The sequence below is a fragment of the Sorangium sp. So ce1014 genome, assembly GCF_051521505.1.
Taxonomy (GTDB): Bacteria; Myxococcota_A; Polyangia; order Polyangiales; family Polyangiaceae; genus Sorangium.
The window spans coordinates 3,052,313-3,072,250 of sequence record NZ_CP150356.1 but is presented as its reverse complement, the minus strand read 5'-3'; the positions used below and the strand labels follow the sequence as shown (position 1 = coordinate 3,072,250).

Here is a 19,938-nt window from a genome sequence, read left to right as displayed (position 1 = left end):
GCAGGCCCCGCGAGATGACCACGCCGGCGTCATCAAGAGTTCGCCATTCGCCGGGGAGAGGCGTAAATCTGCCGCATGAGCCGCTCCCCCGTGCGCGTCGCCACGCTGACGCTCAGTGACACCCGCACCCTCGACGACGACGAGGGCGGACAGCTCCTCGGAGAGCTCCTCAAGAAGGCCGGCTTCACCGTGGCGTCCCACGCCGTCGTCCGCGAGGAGCCGGAGCTCCTGCGAGCGGCGATCGAGCAGATCGCGAGCGCAGGAACGGTCGACGCGATCGTCACGACGGGCGGGACCGGGATCGCGCCGCGCGACCGGACCGTCGAGGCGCTCGCGCCGCTCTTCGACAAGACGCTCGACGGCTTCGGCGAGGCGTTCCGGCGCCTGAGCTGGGACGCCATCGGGCCGAACGCGATCCTGTCGCGCGCCGCCGCGGGCGTCGCGCGAGGGCTCGTGGTGATCGCGCTCCCGGGCAGCCCGAAGGCGGTGGAGCTCGCCGTCACGCAGCTCATCGGCCCTGTCCTCGCGCACGCGGTCGCGCTCGCGTCGGGCACGGGCGGCCATCACCACCGGCACACACAGCACACAAAAGACAGCACCCAGGACAAGGAGCAGCGCGGATGATCCCCTTCGAAGAGGCGCTCGCGCGGCTGCTCTCGGCCGCGGTCCCGGTCGGCCCGGAGCGGGTGTCGCTCGACGACGCGGCCGGACGCGTGCTCGCCGAGGACATCGCGGCGGCCGACGCGATGCCCGCCTTCGATTACAGCGCGATGGACGGCTACGCCGTCGCATGGGCCGACCTCGCGGGCAGCGGGCCCTTCAGGCTCCCCGTGCGCGGCGAGAGCGCGGCCGGCCGGCCGCTGCCATCGCTCCAGCCGGGCACGGCGTGCCGGATCTTCACGGGCGCGCGGCTACCGCCCGGCTCCGACGCGATCGTGCCCCAGGAGGACGCAGAGCGGAGCGGCGACGAGATCACCGTGAAGGAGGCGCCGCGCGCCGGCGCCTGGGTGCGGCGCCGGGGCGCGGACCTCGCGGAGGGCGCCGTCGCGCTGCGCAGGGGAGCGCGCCTCACGCCGGGGAAGGTGGCGCTCGCGGCGGCGCTCGATCGACCGAGCGTCCTCGTCGCGCGCCGCCCCGTGGTCACGTTGCTGTGCTCCGGCGACGAGCTGCGCGGGCCCGGCTCGCCCGGCCCCGCCGGCACGGTCGCGGAGTCGAACAGCTACTTCATCGCCGCGACCGCGCGCGCAGCGGGCGCGGCGGTCCGCGTCGGGCCCTTCGTCCCCGACGACGCGGCGCGCGCCGCCGAGGCGGTGTCGACGGCGCTGCGCGGGTCGGACCTTGTGGTGACCGTCGGGGGCGTGAGCGTCGGCGACCACGACGTGGTCCGCCCCGCCCTCGAGGCCGCGGGCGTGACGCTCGACTTCTGGCGCGTCGCCATCAAGCCGGGGAAGCCGCTCGCCGTGGGGCGCGCCGAGCTCTCGCGGAGCGGCGTCGTGCACGTGATCGGCCTGCCGGGCAACCCGGCCTCCGCCTCGCTCACCTTCATCCTCTTCGGCGTGCCGCTCCTGCGCGCGCTCCAGGGCGACGCCGCGCCGCTGCCGCCCCGGGTGATCGTCCGCGCGGCCAGCGCGCTGCGGCGTCAGCCCGGGCGCGCCGAGTTCCTCCGCGCCCGCCTCGAGATCTCGAGCGGCGAGCTCGTCGCGCGCATCGCAACGAACCAGGCCTCGGGCGCGGTCACGAGCTTCGCCGAGGCCGAGGCGCTCGTCCTCGTGCCGGCCGATCAGGAGCGCATCGACGAGGGCGATCGCCTCGAGGCCATCCGCCTCGCCGAGATCTGATCTCGCGCGCGCCGTGCGAATGCGTGTTCGCATGGCGGCGCGCGTCGCGTCGCGTCGCGTCGCGTTGGCGAACGGCGGCCGGTTTTGCCTGCGATCCCGTGCTTTTTTGTCGCGCGCCAGCGCGGTGAGCGCGCCTTGACCCTCGCGCAGGGGCGCCGGAAGATGGCGGAAACATGCTCATCCTCGGGATCAACGCCTATCACGGTGACGCGTCGGCCGCGCTGCTCGTCGACGGACAGCTCGTCGCGGCGGCGGAGGAGGAGCGGTTCAGCAGGATCAAGCACTGCGCGGGCTTCCCGCGGCTCGCGGTCGAGTACTGCCTCAGCGCCGCCGGCGCGCGGGTCGAGGACATCGATCACATCGCGATCGGGCGCGACACGCGGGCGCACCTCGGCGACAAGCTGCTCTACGCGCTGACGCGGCGCTCGCCGGCCGGGCTCCTCAAGGGCTCGCTCAGCGCGAGCGACCCGAAGGTGCACCTCGGCGCCGCGCTCGGCATCGACCCGAAGCGCATCCGCGCCGAGCCGCACAACGTCGAGCACCACCGCGCGCACCTCGCCTCCGCGTTCTTCCCCTCGGGCTTCGACGAGGCGGCCGTCGTGTCGATCGACGGCTTCGGCGACTTCGTGAGCACGATGTGGGCGCGCGGCCGCGGCAACAAGCTGGAGATCCTCCGGCGCGTCGGCTTCCCCCACTCGCTCGGGCTGTTCTACTCGGGCCTGACGCAGTACCTCGGCTTCCCGAAGTTCGGCGACGAGTACAAGGTCATGGGGCTCGCGGCCTACGGCCAGCCGGAGCTGCTCGACAAGCTCCGGCAGGTGGTGCGCATCAAGGACGGGGCCTTCGAGCTCGGGCTCGAGTACTTCCAGCACCACACGAAGGGCATCTCCATGACCTGGGAGGGCGAGCCCCGCTACGGCGCCATCCACTCCGAGCGCCTGATCGATCTGCTCGGCCCCGCGCGCAGCCCGAAGAGCCAGGTGGAGGACCGCTTCAAGGCCGTCGCCGCCTCGACGCAGGCGGTGTTCGAGGAGGTCTACTTCGAGCTGCTCGCGACGGCGAAGCACCTCACCGGCTCGCCGCGCCTCGCCCTCGCGGGCGGCTGCGCGTTCAACAGCGTGGCCGCCGGGAAGATCCGGCCGAAGGGGCTGTTCGACGACGTCTTCATCCAGCCCGCGGCCGGCGACGCGGGCACGTCGTTCGGGGCGGCGCTCTACGTCCACCACCACAAGCTCGGCAACCCGCGCGCCTTCCACCAGACGCACAGCTACTTCGGCCCGGCCTTCTCGCAGGAGACGATCGAGGAGGTGCTCCGCAAGGAGCAGGTCGCGTTCGAGACGCTCCCCGACGAGGACCTGATCCCCCGCGTCGCCAGGGCGATCAGCGAGGGCAAGGTGGTCGGCTGGTTCCAGGGGCGGATGGAGTACGGCCCCCGCGGGCTCGGCAACCGCAGCATCCTCTGCGACCCGCGGCGGCCGGACATGAAGGACATCATGAACGAGCGGATCAAGCGCCGCGAGATGTTCCGCCCGTTCGCGCCGGCGCTCCCGCTGGAGCGCGTGGGCGACTACTTCGAGCAGACCTCGGCGGACCCGTTCATGGTCAAGGTCTACAAGATCAAGCCCGAGCGCCGCGCCGAGATCCCCGCCGTGATGCACGTCGACGGCACGGGCCGCCCGCAGACGGTCACCGCCCAGGAGAACCCGCGTTATCACGCGCTCCTCCTCGAGTTCGGCCGGCTGACCGGCACGCCGGTCCTCGTGAACACCTCGTTCAACGCGAGCGAGCCGATCGTTTGCACCCCGAAGGAAGCGCTCGACTGCTTCGTCCGGACGAGGATGGATGTGCTCGTCCTCGAGCGGGCCTACGTCGAGCGCGCGCAGACCCCCTAGGCCGCGGCGCGCAGCCCGGCGGTTCACGAGAAGCGGCGAAAAGCGCGCCGGAAGCGGCCGGGAAGCCTCAGGCGAAAGTTCCTGGTTGACGTGGAGCGAGGGGACGGCAAATGGGCGTCCCCGGCATGTGGAAGAACGGGACGCCGGGCGCCATGCCCACCTCGATGGAATGCCGGAGCAGGAGGCTCCGGCGACCGGAGGTGCTTGGACGCCCAGCCTCGAGCATGATGCCGGCCCGCCGCGCCGAACGCGCGCGGACCTGGTACCCCATGGGCCCACGGCGCGGCACGCGCTCGCGGCCCCTCCTGCGTAAGGGTCCGCACCGCGGCGGCCCAGGCGGTCAAAGAGGATGGATGCGAATCGGATGAAGCTCGTACTCGAAGACGGCACGACCATGACGGGCCGGTGCTTCGGCGCCCCGCGCGCGGTGAGCGGCGAGGTCGTCTTCAACACCGGCATGACGGGGTACGTCGAGACGCTCACGGATCCCTCGTACAGAGGCCAGATCCTCACGATGACGTACCCGCTCGTGGGCAACTACGGCGTGCCCGCGCCGCGGCAGGCAGGCAGCGTCGACGGGCCCTACGAGGCCGACCGCATCCAGCTGCAGGGGCTCGTGGTCCAGAGCTACATGGAGCGCTACAGCCACCATGCCGCGGTCCGCTCCCTCGGCGCCTGGCTCGCGAGCGAGGGCATCCCGGCGATCACGGGGATCGACACGCGCACGCTGACGCGGCGGCTGCGGGAGGCCGGCACCATGAAGGGCTGGCTGTTCCCGGCCGAGATGGACCTGGAGCGGGTGAAGCGCTCGGCCGAGGCGGTGGACATGCGCGAGGACGTGTTCCGCCTCGTGTCGCCCCGCGAGCCGATCACGTACGAGGGCGGCCCCATGAAGGTGCTCCTCATCGACGCGGGCGCGAAGGACAACATCGTCCGCTCGCTCCTCCAGCGCGGGGTCACCGTCGTGCGGGCCCCCTACCACGCGCCCATCGCCGAGCTCGCCGAGAGCGCCGACGGCATCCTCATCGGCAACGGCCCCGGCGACCCGAAGGACCTCGGCCAGCTGGTCGCCGCGGTGCGCGGCCTGCTCGGCACGTACACGAAGCCGATCTTCGGCATCTGCCTCGGCAACCAGATCCTGGCGCTGGCCGCCGGCGGGGACACCTACAAGCTGCCGTACGGCCACCGCGGCGTGAACCAGCCGGTGCAGGACCTCCTGAGCCGCCGCTGTTACGTCACGAGCCAGAACCACGGGTACGCGGTGAAGCACGAGTCGCTCCCCGCCGAGTGGGAGCCCTGGTTCGTCAACATCAACGACGGCACGAACGAGGGCATCCGCTCGCGGCTGCGCCCCTTCTTCAGCGTCCAGTTCCACCCCGAGGCGACGCCCGGGCCAGAGGACGCGGGCTACCTGTTCGACGACTTCCTGCGCCTCTGCGGCGCGATGAAGGGGTCCGCCGACGCGCGATTCAAAGCCGCAGGGGCCGCCGGCGCGGATCCCCGCCCCACCCCCACCGCAGGAAAGAGCTGAGCCATGTACGGCGCCTATCTCCCCAAGAAACCCCGGCGCGTCCTGGTGCTCGGCTCCGGCGCGCTCCAGATCGGTCAGGCCGGCGAGTTCGACTACTCGGGGTCGCAGGCGATCAAGGCCCTCAAGGAAGAGGGGATCGCCACCGTCCTCGTGAACCCCAACATCGCCACCATCCAGACGAGCGAGGGGCTCGCCGACCGCATCCACCTCTGCGCGGTCACCCCGGAGTTCGTCGAGCGGATCATCGTCAAGGAGGAGGTCGACGCGATCGCCCTCTCCTTCGGCGGACAGACGGCGCTCAACTGCGGGCTCGAGCTCCACGACACCGGGATCCTCGACAAGTACGGCGTGCGGGTGCTCGGCACGCCGATCAAGTCCATCCGCGACACCGAGGACCGGCGGCTCTTCATCGAGCGCCTCGACGAGATCGGCGTGAAGACGGCCCGGAGCCGCGCCTGCCGCACGCCGGCCGAGGCCGCGGCCGCGGCGCGCGAGATCGGGTTCCCGGTGATGCTCCGCGGCGGCTACGCGCTCGGCGGCAAGGGCAGCGGCATCGTCGAGAGCGAGCGTGACCTCGACGAAGCCGTGCGGCGCGGCTTCGCCGGCGGCGTGCCCCAGGTGCTCGTCGAGGAGTGCCTCCGCGGCTGGAAGGAGATCGAGTACGAGGTCGTCCGCGACGGACGCGACAACTGCATCACCGTCTGCAACATGGAGAACCTCGATCCGATGGGGATCCATACCGGGGAGTCGATCGTCGTCGCCCCGTCGCAGACGCTGAACGACGAGGAGTACCAGCTCCTCCGCTCGGTCGCGCTGAAGACGATCCGCCACCTCGGGATCGTGGGCGAGTGCAACATCCAGTATGCGCTCGACCCGCACAGCACCGATTACCGGGTCATCGAGGTGAACGCGCGCCTGTCCCGGTCGAGCGCCCTCGCCAGCAAGGCGACGGGCTACCCGCTCGCCTATGTCGCCGCGAAGATCGCCATCGGCTACACGATGCCGGAGATCGCCAACGCGATCACCCGCAGGACGACGGCGTTCTTCGAGCCGGCGCTCGATTACCTCGTCTGCAAGGCCCCGCGCTGGGATCTCGGCAAGTTCCGCGGCGCCTCGATGCGGATCGGCAGCGAGATGAAGAGCGTCGGCGAGGTCATGGCCATCGGCAGGACGTTCCCCGAGGTCATCCAGAAGGCGCTCCGGATGCTCGACATCGGGGTGAAGGGGCTCGACCCCGAGGCGTTCACCTTCACGGACCTCCGCGACGAGCTGCAGAACGCGACCCCGCTCCGGATCTTCGCGGTCGCCCGCGCGCTGCAGGAGGGGATGTCGGTCGACGACATCCACGATCTCACCAAGATCGACCGGTGGTTCCTGCACCAGATCGAGCCCGTCGTGCGGATGCACAGGGACCTCAGGGCGCTCAAGGTCGCCGTCCCGGCGCAGGTCGACAGGGCCGCGCCCGTGCAGGAGCCCGCGATCGACGAGACGATCCTGCGGGAGGCGAAGCAGCTCGGCTTCAGCGACCGGATGATCGGCACGCTGACGGGCGCGGCGCGCGGCTCGATCCGGGAGCTCAGGAAGCGGCACGGGGTCGTGCCGCACCTCGCCCAGATCGACACGCTCGCGGCCGAGTTCCCCGCCGAGACGAACTACCTCTATTCGAGCTATCACGCGTCGGCCACGGACGTCACGCCGTCCTGGCGGAAGAAGATCATGGTGCTCGGCTCCGGCGCCTACCGCATCGGATCGAGCGTCGAGTTCGACTGGTGCTGCGTCAACGCGATCCGCGCGGCCTCGGAGCTCGGCTACGAGACCATGATGCTGAACTACAACCCGGAGACGGTCAGCACCGACTACGACACGTGCGACAAGCTGGTCTTCGACGAGATCAGCTTCGAGACGGTGCTCGACATCTACGAGCGGGAGCAGCCGTACGGCATCGTGGTCAGCATGGGCGGGCAGGTCCCGAACAACCTGGCGCTCCGGCTGCACGAGGCGGGGGCGCGCATCCTCGGCACGAGCCCGGGGAGCATCGACACCGCCGAGAACCGGAAGAAGTTCAGCGATCTGCTCGACCGGCTGGAGATCGATCAGCCGCTCTGGGCCCACGTCGTCGACGCGGCCGAGGCGGGCGAGATCGTGAAGAAGCTCGGCGGCTTCCCCGTCCTCGTGCGCCCGAGCTACGTGCTGAGCGGCGCGGCCATGAGCGTGGCGCACGAGCCCAACGAGCTCGATCGCATCCTCGCCCGGGCCAAGGCCGTCTCGCCCATCTACCCCGTGGTGGTCTCGAAGTTCGAGACCCACGCCCGCGAGGTGGAGATCGACGCGGTCGCCGACCGGGGGGAGCTCGTCCTCTGGGCGATCAGCGAGCACGTCGAGAACGCCGGCGTCCACAGCGGCGACGCGACGCTCGTGCTGCCCCCGCAGTCGCTCTACATCGCGACGATCCGCAGGATCAAGCAGATCGCCCAGCAGGTGGCGCGGGCGCTCTCGATCACCGGGCCGTTCAACATGCAGTTCCTGGCCAAGCACAACACGGTGAAGGTCATCGAGTGCAACCTGCGCGCGTCGCGGAGCTTCCCGTTCGTGTCCAAGGTGACGGGGAACAACTTCGTCCGCGAGGCGATGCGCCGGATGCTCGGCGTGGCGCAGCCGGTAGAGAACCGCGGGCTCGATCTCGATTACGTCGCCGTGAAGGCGCCGATGTTCTCGTTCTCGCGCCTCGTGGGGGCCGATCCGATGCTCGGCGTGGAGATGGCGAGCACCGGCGAGGTCGGCTGCTTCGGGGACGACATGCACGAGGCGCTCCTGCACGCGCTGCTCGCGACCGGCTTCCGGTTCCCCAAGAAGGGCGTCTTGCTGTCGCTCGGCCCGCTCGAGGACAAGTACTGGTTCGCGGACGAGGCGCGCGTCATCGCCGAGCACCTGAAGCTCCCCATCTTCGCGACGCCGGGCACGGCCGAGGCGCTCCGGGCGCTCGGGCTCGCGTGCACGAGCCTCGCGAAGAAGCCGGACGACGGGGAGACGGCGATGAGCGCGATCGAGCAGGGGAAGGTGGATCTCGTGATCAACATCCCCCGCGAGTACGACCAGCTCGGGCGCCCGGACGGGTACCTGATCCGGCGGCGGGCGGTCGACGCGAACATTCCGCTCATCACGGATCTCCAGCTCGCGCGCGCGGTCATCGGGGCGATGCGCGCGAAGGACATCAAGGATCTGCGGACGCTCGCCTACGACGAGTACATCGCGCGGAGCCCGGTGGCGCTGCGCTGACGGGCAACTCTCGGCACGGGAAGCCTTGCCGAGCTGCCCGGCCCGGGGAGCCCCTGTTCGTCGCGCGGCGCGGGGGCCCCGCCGGACTCGCCTGAGCCATCGGTCATCGGGCTCCGCCGGATGATCGATGGCAATCGGGGCTCAGACATCGGCCCTCCCCGCGCCGCGCGACGAACAGGGGCTCGCCGGGCCTACCGTCTCTGGAGCTCCTCGAGACGGCTGGCTCCGAGGCGCCTCGGGCTCACCACTCTGCAGCTCCTCGATACGGCTGGTTCTGAGGCGCCTCGATCCTATCGTTGTCGTCGACTCAAGGTCGAGCGCGAGGGACTCGCCCTCAGTCGTTCGTGACGATGAACCAGCCGTTCACCATGCTGCCGGCGGTCGTCGAGCGCGATCCAAGGATCGTGGTTCCCTCATTGCGGAGGCACATGCCGATATTCCACGAACCCTCGGGCGGCACGGTCGTGCCAGAGACAGAGTAGGTCGTGGGGGTCGGCGTGAAATAGTGGAACGCAAAGCTGTTTCCGAGGAAGTTGACGATCTCGCCGGTGCCGTCACTCCGCTGGTAGCAGAGGCCGACCGGGGCGACGAACGGAGCGCTGGACGACCCCAGCCCGAGGATCGCAGAGGCCGATCCGGTCACACGCTGCCTGCCGGTGATGGTCACCGACCCCGGAGGACCGACGAAGACATACGCGGCGCTGCCGCCATCGAAAGAGGGGGCAACGTTGCCCGCAATCGCGAACGTCGCGAGCACACCCGACGGGCCGACCGGCCCCTGCGGGCCCTCCGGCCCGCGAGGCCCCTGGGGGCCCTCAGGACCCTTCTCGCCAGGTAGACCCGCCGGGCCCATCGGCCCATCAGGCCCAGGAGGGCCCGGCGGCCCCTGAGTCCCCTGAGGACCCATCTCGCCAGGCAGACCCGCTGGACCCTGGGACCCAGGAGGCCCCGGCGGCCCCGCGATCCCGCTCGGGCTGCCGACCCAGTTGCCGTTCTCGTCGATGATGACCTTGTCGCCGATCTTCACCAGCTTCGGCGTGATCTCACCAACAGCATTGTTCGCGACCATCGCGTACGGAACGCTCCCGATCGACGTGCGAGGCTCCATCTCCCGATCGTTCGCGACCGTGATCCCGAGGTAACGGACCGAGCCGTCGAAGACCTTCGTGGCCTGCTCCTCGGTGAAATCGAGCACCGTGGAGAAATAGCCGTCATCGAACGAGATCGAGATCGTCTCGCTCCAGAGCGGCGAATCGTCGTCCTCGGGCGCCTCGGCGGCGTAGACGGCGAACGTCACCAGGAGCGCGTCATTCACCGGCTCTCCGTTCGCGGTGAAGAGCCGACCCTGGTGCGTGATCTGCGTCGGCACCGCGGCGGACGCGCCGCGCACGACGCAGACCGAGGCGGCGAGAAGGACACAGATCGCGAGGACACGCCGTCCCATCCCGTTCATGGCAAGCTCCCGTTCGCCCCCACCAGCCCGCCCTGCATGCGGTAGCTCGGCGAGGTCGTCTTTCCCTGATTCTGCGTCGGCTGACCGAGCGTGAAGACCATGCGGTAGCTCGGACTGCTCACGACCTTGCCCGCGCTGACCACATCGCTCGCAGCGACGCCCCGGTCCGCGACCTCGGTCCCCCCCTCCCCGCCCCCGCCGTTCGAAGCCACCTGCGGGCCAGCTCCCGCACCCCCGGCGCCCCCAAACCCCCCGCCGCCAGACCCAGGCCCGGTCACCGTCACATCATCGCTGCCGCAGCTGCAGCCCGGAGACACGGCGAGCGATGCAATAAGCAGGCCAAACCGCACAGGAAATTGCCATCGCGCCATCAACGTGTTCCCCTCTGCTTCCGGGGCTTACGATCCGGAACAGCAGGGTACGCGCGAGGCCACCAAGGTTCAATCGAATCCAGAACCATCGTGAGACATCGCCGCTTTACGTCGGGGTCGACGGAGGCACCGCGAGCACGACAACGCGCCGAAACGCTCACGTCGCAAGAAGATGTCCGAAGCGAGGTGCGCTACGAGAAACATTCGCTCTCCGGCGGAATGCTCTCGCTCCTTCGTTTCCGCTCCTCCGTGTTTGCGCCGCGCAGCCGGTCCAGCCGAGAGCCCGCCCACCCCGCGCACCGCTCAGCCGGCGCACCGCTCAGTCCGCCGGCTGCGCTCCGGCGCTGTCCGACGGAGGAGACTCCGCGGAGGGAGCATGCTTTACCTTGGCCATGGATCTGAAAGTCCTTCTGGCGACCTTCTGGACGGTGTTCCTGGCCGAGCTCGGCGACAAGACGCAGATCGCGGTCTTCACGCTCGGCGCCGCCGGCAAGAGCCGCATATCGGTGTTCGTCGGCGCGTCCGCCGCCCTGGTGCTTAGCACGCTGATCGCCGTCGCGCTGGCCGAGGCGGTCAACTCGCGCATCAACCCGCGCTGGACTCAAGGGCTCGCCGGCGCCCTGCTCATCGTGATGGGCGGCATCTACCTGGTCGGCGCGATCCGCCCGGCCGCGGGATAGCCCGCAGCGCGATCCGCGCCGCTACAGCTCGCCATGGGGCGGGTCCGCGCCGCCGGGCCGGTCGCCCGCGCCGGCCGGAGGGCAGGGCGCCCCGCCGGCGGCGGTGCGCAGCTCCTCCGAGACCGCCCCCTGGTTGAACGTCATGAACCACCGGAGCGACCACCAGAGCAGGTTGAACCAGGCCGGCGCAGGCAGCCGGCGCGTCACGCCGACCTCGGCGAGGCCCGCCGTCGCGAAGAAGACCGGCAAGAGCGTGCCGAGATCCGCGCGGTAGTCCATGGCCTCGCGCACATCCGCGTTGATCCCGACGAAGGCGTGCGCGACGGCGCGCGCGACGCGCGTCGGGCCAGGGTGGCCCTCGGGCCGCGGCGCGACGAGCAGGTGGCCGTCGTCGGAGCGCGCCTCGCCGACCAGCTCGGCGAGCCGGGCGCGGAGGCGCTCCGGATCGAGACCACCCTCGAGGCGCTCGACGATCACCGAGCCCGTGGCCGGACGGACCGTCACGACCTCGCAGCCAGGATCGGCCGCGAGCTGCGACGCGACCCCCTCGCACGCGCGCCGATGGCCCGCCAGCGCCGGCGCGCGCAGGCGGACGCGCCGCTCCAGGACGTGGGCGACGAGCACCGGCGGCCTCATGACGACGGCTCGCCGTGGAGCACGGAGGCACCGTTGCTCCTGCGCGCCGCGCGCTCGCCGCGCACGGCACCCCCGGCCTTGTGCCGGACGCGCTCCGCGACCTCGGCCCAGAGATCCTCGGCGTGCTCCCGCTGGCGCTCGACCAAGGCGAGGCCCAGCCTGCCCAGGTGAAGCCCGAGCGCCGCGATCTCGACGACCACCGGCCGGAGATGCTGCTTCTTGCCCATCAGGAGGACGGCGCTGCCGACCCCCAGGGCGAACGACGGTGGATGAAACCTCATGATGCAGTATTCCCCTTGCGCGGACAGGCGGCGCGCGCGGCGCTCACGTCCTCGTCCGCGCGCCCGACGTTGACGGTGTTGTCGACGTTGACGCTGTCGACGGCATTGACCGGGTTGACGATCACGATCTCGCGGCCGGCGCCCGCAGCGCGCCCGAGAGAACCGCGGAGCAGCGAGGGCAGCGCGCCCGCGGTCACGGCGAGCGCGAGCTCGCCAGGGCGGAGGCGCGGCGCCCCGAGCAGGCGGCCGAGGGTGCGGGAGCCGAGCGCGAGCGCCTGGAGCGCGGAGGTCGCGGCAAGCGCGCGCGCCACGTGCGGGTTCTCCCGGCGCGGCAGGGGCCCCGGAGCCCCCTCCGCGGCGCCGGCGCGGCAGGCGAGCATGTGGAGCAGCTGCGCGGTCACGAGCGCGGTGAACGCCCTCGACCCCGCAGCGGCGCGGCCGCCGAGCGCGTAGGCAGCGAGCGACGCCCCGGACATCAAGGCCGCGTCGAGGCCCAGCGCGCGGAGGTCGCGCGGGCCGAGCAGCGGCGCTGCAGGGTCGCGCGGGGGGCGGCGCATGACGCCGGGCTCGGCCGGCTCCAGCGCGAGCGCGAGCGCGGGCGCGACGTCGGTGAGCAGGTTGATCCAGAGGAGCTGCAGGGGCGTGAGCGGCGAGACGCCCGCCAGGGCGCCGGCCAGCATCGCGAGGACCTCGCTCGCGTTCGTGGCGACGAAGTACGCGATCGCGCGGCGGACGTTGTCGTGCAGCCGGCGCCCCTCGCAGACCGCCTCGGTGAGGCTCGGCAGGTCGTCCTCGGCGAGGACCACGTCGGCCACCGCCCGCGCGATGTCCGTGCCGCGCTTGCCCATGGCCACGCCGACGTCCGCCGCCTTGAGCGCGGGGCCGTCGTTCACGCCGTCGCCCGTCATGGCCACGATCTCGCCGCGCTGCTGGAGCGCGCGCACGATGTCGAGCTTGGCCTCGGGCGTGACCCGGCTGTGCACGGCGTCGGCCGGGATGCCGAGCTCGACGCCGATCGCGCGCGCGGTCCGCTCCTGGTCGCCCGTGAGCATCAGGGTGCGGATGCCCGCGTCGGAGAGGGTCGCGAGCGCCTCCCGCGCGCCGGCGCGCGCCGGGTCGCGGAGCCCGATGAGGCCAGCGAGCTCGAGCGGGGCGTCGTTGTCCGGCCGGCCGTTCCGCCGCCACGCGAGGGCGAGCACGCGCAGGCCGCGCGAGGCCATCGCGTCGTTGTGCCGGAGCACCTCGTCGCGGCCGGCGCCGCGCGGGGCGTCGCAGCGCGCGACGACCTGCTCGGGCGCGCCCTTCACGAGCTCGATGTGCCCGAGCTCCGGGTGGTCGTGGACCGTCACCATGAACGCGCGCTCGGCCGAGCGGCGCTCCTCGCTCACGCGCCGCGCAGCGAGGCGCCGCGACGACACAGGGTAGCCGGCCGCGAGCGCGAACTCGACGAGCGCGCGCTCGGTGCCGCTGCCGTGGACGACCTTGCCGACGTCGCTCAGCTCGACGTCGGCGTTGAGCGCGGCGATGCGCGCGAGCGCGTGCACGCACGGGGCGCTCACGGCGACCTCGCGCCCGTCCTCGCCGACGAGCGTGAGCCCGCGCGGCGACCCCGCGCCGTCGCCGCGCTCGCCGCCGCCGCCGCCGCGCTCGTCGCGCGCGGCGCGGGCGACCCGCAGGACGCCCTCGCCGGGGAGGAAGATCTCGGCGACCCGCATGCGGTTCTCGGTGAGCGTGCCCGTCTTGTCGGCGCAGACGACGCTCACCGCGCCGAGCGTCTCTGCCGCGGCGAGGCGGCGGATGACGATCCCGCGACCGCGCAGGCGGCGGCTCGCGAGCGCGAGCGCGGTGGTGCCCACGGCGGGGAACCCCTCGGGGATGGCCGCGACGCCGAGGGCGACGGCGCTCCGCGCGAGCGCGCGGAGCGGCCGACGCCGCGCGAGGCCGACGACCACCACCGCCGAGGAGCTCGCGAGCGCGAAGGCCGCGAGGCGCCGGCCGATCCAGGCGAGCTCCTGCTCGATCGGCGGGGTGCGCTCGCCCTCGCGGGAGAGCGCCCGCTGGATGTCCCCGAGCGCGGTCCGTCGGCCCGTCGCGACGACCACCGCCGCCCCCTCGCCCGAGGCGACCGTGGTGCCCGCGTACACCATGCCCCGGCGCTCGGCGAGCGGCGCGCCGGCGTCGACCTTCGCGGGGCCCTTCTCGACGGGCTCGCTCTCGCCCGTCAGCGTGCTCTCGTCGACGGTGAGGTCGCGCGAGGCAACGACGCGCGCGTCCGCCGCGACCGGCTCGTCGGCGCGCAGCGCGAGCACGTCGCCCGGCACGATCTCCGACGCGGCGAGCCGCTGCTCGCGCCCGTCGCGCACGACGCGCGCCCACCCGACCCTGAGGTCGCCCCAGGCGTGCAGGAGCTCCTCGGCGCGCGACTCGGTGTACGTGCCGATCACCGCGTTCGCGCCGACGACGAGGAGGACGGCGCCCGCGTCGACCACATCGCCAAGCGCGAGCGACAGGCCCGCCGCGCCGAGGAGCAGCGCGGTGGGCACTGTAAAAATCTGCTCAGCGAGGATCTCGATCGACGAGCGGGTCGCGACGCCCGCGAGCTCGTTCGGACCGACGTCGCGGAGACGGCGCTGGGCCTCGTCGGCGCCGAGCCCCGCGGTCAGGTCGACGCCGAGCGCGCGGGCGACCTCGCTCACGTCCTCGGCGTGGGCCCGGTGGGGGGCGGCGGCGCCCTCGCCGTCTCGCTCGGCCGGCGCGCGTCCGTCTCGCTCGGCCGGCGCGCGCCCGCTGCGACGACCGCGTTCGGCCGGCGCGCCCTCGCGGCGCACGCGGCGGTACGCCCCGCGGACGAGCGAGCTCACCCCCTCGGCCACGGCCAGCGCGGCGCGGCGCGCGGACGGCGGCGGCGGGGCGCCGGCGACGGCGTGGGCGGCGAGCGCGGTGGCGGACGCCTCGGCCGCGTCTTCCCGCAAGAGCACGAGCACCCGCCCGGTCCGCGCGCTCGCCCGCGCGGACACGACGCCGGGGATCGCGGCGAGGTCGCGCTCGATGCGCGCGGCGCGCGCAGGATCCCCGAAGAGGCCGCCCACCTCGGCGCGCACCCGCGCGATCCCGGCGCGCCCGTGCAGATCGCGCCCAGGCGAGCGGCGGAGCCGCCGCGCGCTGCCGCCGCAGCGTCCCCTGCCCGCGCCGGTAAAACCGATCCAGCCCGTGCCCGAACGCCCCATGATCCTCCCCGCGCTGGGCTCGAGACCTCTTCAAAGGTCGAGCCAGCGCCGGTGTGCGAGCCGGCCACATCACCCGGCCGGGCCGGCGCGGCGGCGCGCGGGCCGCGCGCGGCTTCAGCCGAAGCTCCGCTTGAGCTGCTCGATCTCGCGCTCGATCTCGACCACCGCCGGCGCGCCCCCGACCGCGGCCCGGAGCCCGGCCAGGGCGCCGCCGACGTGACCCGCGACGCGGATCCGGCCGGTCGCCTCGACCCGCTCGCGGAGCATCCCGGCGACGCTCCGGAGGGCGCGCTCGTCCGCGGCCAGGGCGAGCCGCTGCTGCGCGTCGGAGAAGGTCGCGGGATCGGCGCTCTCGGCGAGCCACGCCCAGGGCCAGGTCGCGCGGCGGTGGCGCAGGTCCTCGAGCCCCTTCTCGGCGCGGGCCGCGGAGGTGATGCCGCCGAGGTCGTCAAGCATCTGCAGGCCCACGCCGATCTCGCGGCAGCACCGCGCGATGCGCCGCGCGAGCAGCTCCCTCGCGCCCGCAGCGCGGGCCCCGAGGTAGCCGCATAAGCTCATCAGGCTGCCCGTCTTCAGGCGCGTGATGGTCGCCACCACCCGGGGCACGAGCGGCTGCTCCAGCACCGCGACGCGCACGGTGAGGTCGAGCGCCTGCCCCTCGTGGCAGCGCATGAGGGTGCGGCCTAGGCGGCGGTAGAGCGCGAGCCGGGTCGCGGCGCCGAGGCGCGTGCGGCCGAGCAGGTCGAACGCCCAGAAGTACATCCAGTTGCCCGTGTTGATGGCGAGCGGCACCCCGCACACGCGGTGGAGCGCCGGCGCACCGCGCCGCGCGGCGGAGTCGTCCTGAACGTCGTCGACGATCAGCGAGCCGGCGTGGAGGATCTCCACGAGCAGCGGCAGCTCGTCGGGCATCCGCGCGGCGTCGCCGCCGCCGAGCGCCCAGCAGAGCGCCACGAGCCGGGCGCGGAAGTCCTTGCCGGGGCGCTGCAAGAAGCCCCGCGCCGGCCCGACCAGCGCCTCGCCCCACAGCTCCTCGGGCAGCGCCGCGGGGAGCGCGCCGAGCGCCCGCTGCAAGGCACGGGTCAGGGGCGGCGCGCGCGACGCATCTCCCCGCGTGGGGCCGTTCACCTGTCGCTCCCCGTCGGGATCTTCGTCGCGCTGGTGGGTTGCAGGAGGAGGGCTCGACCGCGGCTCGCTCATGGATTCATTGCTATCTGGCAGACCGGGTGACACGGAGCCGCGCCCGCCTCGCGCGGCGCACCGCTTGCGTTCCGATGACGACGCGCGCACAGCAGGGTCCCATGACTGCACGCTTGCTTGAAGACAAGATCATCGCCATCCCGGGCGCGAGCTCGGGGATCGGACAGGCGTCCGCGTTCGTGTTCGACGGTGGGTGGACCGCCTGATGATCGATCGTCGAAGCGGCCCCCTCACGCCTCCGGCGTGAAGGCGCCGAGGCCGCCGAGCGCCGGCAAGCCCCGCGCCCGGCGCCTCACCCCCGCGCCGCGATGGAAGCGAGGAGGGTCTGCAGAGCGCTCGGCTCGATCGGCTTGATGAGGTGCATGGAGAAGCCGGCTTCCTGGGCCCGGCGCCGATCTTCCTCCCGGCCATAGCCGGTCAGCGCGATCATGAGCGAGGGGGACGGGCCTGGATTTCCCTTCAAAGCGCGCGCCACGCCGTAGCCATCCATCCCGCCGGGAAGACCGATGTCGCACAGGATGACCTCCGGCAAGAACGAGCGGGCCGCCTCGACGCCGGCAGGCCCGGACAGGGCCACCTCGACCTGATGGCCCTCCATGGCGAGCAGCGCTTGCAAGGTCTCCGCGGCGTCCACGTTGTCCTCGATGATCAGGATGCGCAGCGATCGCGCCACGATGTCCGACGCCGGCGCGGCGTTCACGGCCGACGGCGCGCTCCCGCGCTCCAGCGGCAGGCGGAGGACCATCTCGGCGCCATGGCCGATGCCCGCGCTCTCGGCCGAGACCGCGCCGCCGTGCAGCTCGACGAGCCCCTTGACCAGCGCGAGGCCCAGCCCGAGCCCGCCCCGGCTGCGGTCCAGGCTGCGCTCGGCCTGGCTGAACGGCTCGAAGACGCGCGCCAGCATCGCCGCATCCATGCCGATGCCGGTGTCGCGGACGCGGATCGCGGCGGAGCTCTCGGACGCCGCCGACAGGGTGACCGTCACCCGGCCGCCGGCGTCGGTGAACTTGTTCGCGTTGTGCAGCACGTTGCCGATGGCCTGCGACAGCCGGGTCGGGTCGCCGTGGACCCACAGCGGCACGGCCGGGATCTCCAGCGAGAGCCCGAGGCCGCTCGCCTCCAGCGTGCTGCGGTAGTCCTCGGCGGTCTGCCGGAGCAGCTGCGTCAGGTCGCAGCGCTGCTTGCGCAGCTCGATCCGGCCGCGGGCCACGCGCGAGACGTCGAGGAGATCGTCCACCAGCCGGGCCATGTGCGAGACCTGCCGATCGAGCACGCCGCACGCCCACGTCTTCGACGGCTGCTGGGGCCCGGACCGCCGCAGGAGCTCGGCGGCATTGCGGAGGGGCCCGAGCGGGTTGCGCAGCTCGTGGGCGAGCATCGCCAGGAACCCGTCCTTGCGCTGGTCCGCCTCCTTCAGCGTCGCCTCGGCGCACTTCTGATCGTGGATATCCGTACACGTGCCATACCACTTCTCGATCTCGCCCGAAGCCCCACGCACGGGCACCGCGCGGCCCAGGTACCAGCGGTGCTCACGGGCACCGAGGACCCAGAAGCGGTATTCGATCTGGAGCGGCTCGCCGGACAGGACGGAACGACACCAGCTGTCCGTGCACAGCTGGCGATCGTCCGGATGCACGAAGGAGACCCAGCTGTCGCCGGTCGCCTCGCCCTCCTTCACACCGCAGATCTCGTACCACCTGCGGTTGTAGTAATCGACGCTGCCGTCCGGGCGCGCCGTCCAGGCGACCTGCGGCATGGCGTCGGCGAGCGACCGGAATTTCGCCTCGCTCTCCCGGAGCGTGTCGCTGACCTGCTTCCTCACGGTGATGTCGTGGGCGACGCTGATGACGAGCCGCCTGCCCGCCGCGTCCTTTCCCAGCGGAGCCCCGCGGAACAGCCACGTGCGTTGCTCGCCGTTCGCCGTGGTGATCGCGGCCTCGAGCTCGCCGCTTGTGGCGCCCTCCAGCGCGTACAGGGCCTTGATCCTCGAGAGGATGGCGTCCTTCTGCGCCGGATGCGCCCTGGCGAGCCACTCCTCGACGGTGGGGATCTCCCGGCTGGCGTAGCCGGCGATGTCCGTCCACGCGCGGTTGACGCAGACGACCTGGCCGTCGTCGGCGTGAATCATGATGGGGAACGGGATCGCCATCACGGCGCGGCGGAATCGCTCCTCGCTCTCCTGCAGCAGGAGCTCTGCATCCTTGCGCTCGGTGATGTCGATGACCGAGCCGACGTAGCCGAGGAACTCGCCGTCCGGGCCGAGCCGCGGCGAGCCCGAGGCGATGCACCAGCGGAACACGCCGTCGTGCCGACGCAGGCGGTAATCCAGCCGGAAGGGCTCGCGCCGCGCCTCGGCCCGCCGGAAGGCCGCCATCGTCGCCGGACGGTCCTCGGGGTGGATCGCGTCGAGCCAGCCAAAGCCGAGGCATGTCGCCTCGGTCTGGCCCGAGAACTCGGACCACCACCGGTTCCCGTACGTGGCGCGCCCGTCGGGGCCGGTGACCCAGACCATGACGGGCGACTGATCGGCCATGTTGCGGAAGCGCGTCTCGCTCTCCCGGAGGCTCAGCTCGGCGAGCTTCCGGCCGGTGATGTCGCCGACCACGCCCGCCATCCGCAGCGGGCGCCCGTCGCGGTCCCGCTCCACCAGCGCTCGGCTGTGGACCCAGCGCACCTGCCCGTCGGGGTGCAGGACGCGGTGCTCGACGGAGTAGTCCGTCTCGCCGCGCAGCGCGCTCTCGACGTGCGCCCAGACCCCGGCCCTGTCGTCGGGGTGCAGCATCCGCGTGAAATCGTCCACGGTGCCGTCGAACTGCGCCTCGTGGATGCCCGCGCACTCGAGCGCTTCGCGCGACCAGAAGAGGTGTCCGCTCGGCACATCCCACTCCCAGACGCCGAGCTGGCCGCCCGTGAGGGCCAGCCGCAACCGCTCCTCGCTCTCGCGCAGGCGCGCCTCGCCGACCTGATCCACGACGGCCACCTTCAGGTGCGGCTCGCCCTCGATCTGCCGGCGCGGCGCCCCCTCCCCTCGCGCCGGCTCGTCGATGTCGGTGGCCGTGCCGAGCCAGCGGGTCCCCCCGCCGCCGATGCCCTCCATGGGCTCTGATCGAGCGAGGAACCAGCGATAGGCGCCGTCATGCCGCCGCACGCGGACCTCCAGCTCGAGCGTCGCGCCCCGCTCGATGGCCGACCTCCATGCGGCGGTGCAGCGCGCCGCATCCTTCGGATGGAGGACGGCGGCCAGCCCGAGGCAGGTCGCCTGCTCCGCCGTCAGGCCGGTGTACTCGCGAAAACGGCCGTTGACATAGTCGCACGAGCCGTCGCTGCCGGCGGCCCATACCAGCTGCGGGATGCTCTCGGCGAGCAGACGGAACTGCGGATCCATCCCGCGCGGCTCGGCTCCACACGGCCTGGCACTGCGAACATACTTTGTTGAGATCACGCCCATTCGGTTCGAGTCGATCGACTCCGCCCGGCGTCGCCGATGAAACGTTGTGGACGCTTTGGCTGCGCTCAGCTCGTTTCGCAAGGGCCGGGGGATGGACCGCCGAGG

The 19,938-nt window shown here is 72.4% G+C and carries 13 protein-coding genes; 6 read left to right on the top strand and 7 right to left on the bottom strand.

Annotated features, from left to right (window positions below; all coding sequences use genetic code 11):
* Positions 1-75: 75 nt before the first annotated feature.
* From WME75_RS11865 to carB, 5 genes are all read left to right on the top strand, one after another.
* Positions 76-624 (top strand): MogA/MoaB family molybdenum cofactor biosynthesis protein, encoded by a 549-nt coding sequence (locus WME75_RS11865; protein ID WP_437489941.1) that lies wholly within the window; start codon positions 76-78, stop codon positions 622-624.
* Positions 621-1,838 (top strand): molybdopterin molybdotransferase MoeA, encoded by a 1,218-nt coding sequence (locus WME75_RS11860; protein ID WP_437489940.1) that lies wholly within the window; start codon positions 621-623, stop codon positions 1,836-1,838. The genes WME75_RS11865 and WME75_RS11860 overlap by 4 nt, the downstream gene beginning before the upstream one ends.
* 173 nt (positions 1,839-2,011) lie before the next feature.
* Positions 2,012-3,730: a carbamoyltransferase family protein gene (locus WME75_RS11855; protein ID WP_437489939.1), complete on the top strand. Its 1,719-nt coding sequence runs from the start codon at positions 2,012-2,014 to the stop codon at positions 3,728-3,730.
* Positions 3,731-4,094: 364 nt separating this feature from the next.
* Complete coding sequence (carA, locus tag WME75_RS11850; RefSeq protein WP_437489938.1) at positions 4,095-5,261, top strand: glutamine-hydrolyzing carbamoyl-phosphate synthase small subunit; 1,167 nt, start codon at positions 4,095-4,097, stop codon at positions 5,259-5,261.
* Positions 5,262-5,264: 3 nt separating this feature from the next.
* The gene (gene carB, locus WME75_RS11845; RefSeq protein ID WP_437489937.1) at positions 5,265-8,537 is read left to right on the top strand and encodes a carbamoyl-phosphate synthase (glutamine-hydrolyzing) large subunit; all 3,273 of its coding nucleotides are present in this window, start codon (positions 5,265-5,267) and stop codon (positions 8,535-8,537) included.
* Positions 8,538-8,871: 334 nt separating this feature from the next.
* Here carB and WME75_RS11840 read toward each other — a convergent pair whose 3' ends face one another.
* Together WME75_RS11840 and WME75_RS11835 are read right to left on the bottom strand one after the other, a co-directional pair.
* Positions 8,872-9,990 carry a collagen-like protein gene (locus tag WME75_RS11840; RefSeq protein ID WP_437489936.1) on the bottom strand — a complete coding sequence of 373 codons (1,119 nt, stop codon included), beginning with the start codon at positions 9,988-9,990 and terminating at the stop codon, positions 8,872-8,874.
* Entirely contained in the window at positions 9,987-10,202 is a 216-nt protein-coding gene (locus WME75_RS11835) for a hypothetical protein (protein ID WP_437489935.1), read from the bottom strand. The genes WME75_RS11840 and WME75_RS11835 overlap by 4 nt, the downstream gene beginning before the upstream one ends.
* 551 nt (positions 10,203-10,753) lie before the next feature.
* Between WME75_RS11835 and WME75_RS11830 the strand changes: the two genes are divergently transcribed.
* Positions 10,754-11,041, top strand: a complete 288-nt coding sequence (locus WME75_RS11830) for a TMEM165/GDT1 family protein (RefSeq protein WP_437494793.1) — start codon at positions 10,754-10,756, stop codon at positions 11,039-11,041.
* A 21-nt stretch (positions 11,042-11,062) separates the two neighbouring features.
* Here the strand turns inward: WME75_RS11830 and WME75_RS11825 are convergent, their stop codons facing one another.
* From WME75_RS11825 to WME75_RS11805, 5 genes are all read right to left on the bottom strand, one after another.
* The gene (locus WME75_RS11825; protein WP_437489934.1) at positions 11,063-11,677 is read right to left on the bottom strand and encodes an HMA2 domain-containing protein; all 615 of its coding nucleotides are present in this window, start codon (positions 11,675-11,677) and stop codon (positions 11,063-11,065) included.
* Positions 11,674-11,958 carry a hypothetical protein gene (locus WME75_RS11820; protein WP_437489933.1) on the bottom strand — a complete coding sequence of 95 codons (285 nt, stop codon included), beginning with the start codon at positions 11,956-11,958 and terminating at the stop codon, positions 11,674-11,676. Before WME75_RS11820 ends, WME75_RS11825 begins: the two co-directional genes overlap by 4 nt.
* Positions 11,955-15,059 carry a cation-translocating P-type ATPase gene (locus tag WME75_RS11815; protein ID WP_437489932.1) on the bottom strand — a complete coding sequence of 1,035 codons (3,105 nt, stop codon included), beginning with the start codon at positions 15,057-15,059 and terminating at the stop codon, positions 11,955-11,957. The genes WME75_RS11820 and WME75_RS11815 overlap by 4 nt, the downstream gene beginning before the upstream one ends.
* Positions 15,060-15,299: 240 nt before the next feature.
* Positions 15,300-16,385: a polyprenyl synthetase family protein gene (locus tag WME75_RS11810; RefSeq protein ID WP_437489931.1), complete on the bottom strand. Its 1,086-nt coding sequence runs from the start codon at positions 16,383-16,385 to the stop codon at positions 15,300-15,302.
* Positions 16,386-16,677: 292 nt separating this feature from the next.
* Positions 16,678-19,770: a hybrid sensor histidine kinase/response regulator gene (locus WME75_RS11805; RefSeq protein ID WP_437489930.1), complete on the bottom strand. Its 3,093-nt coding sequence runs from the start codon at positions 19,768-19,770 to the stop codon at positions 16,678-16,680.
* Positions 19,771-19,938 lie beyond the last annotated feature (168 nt).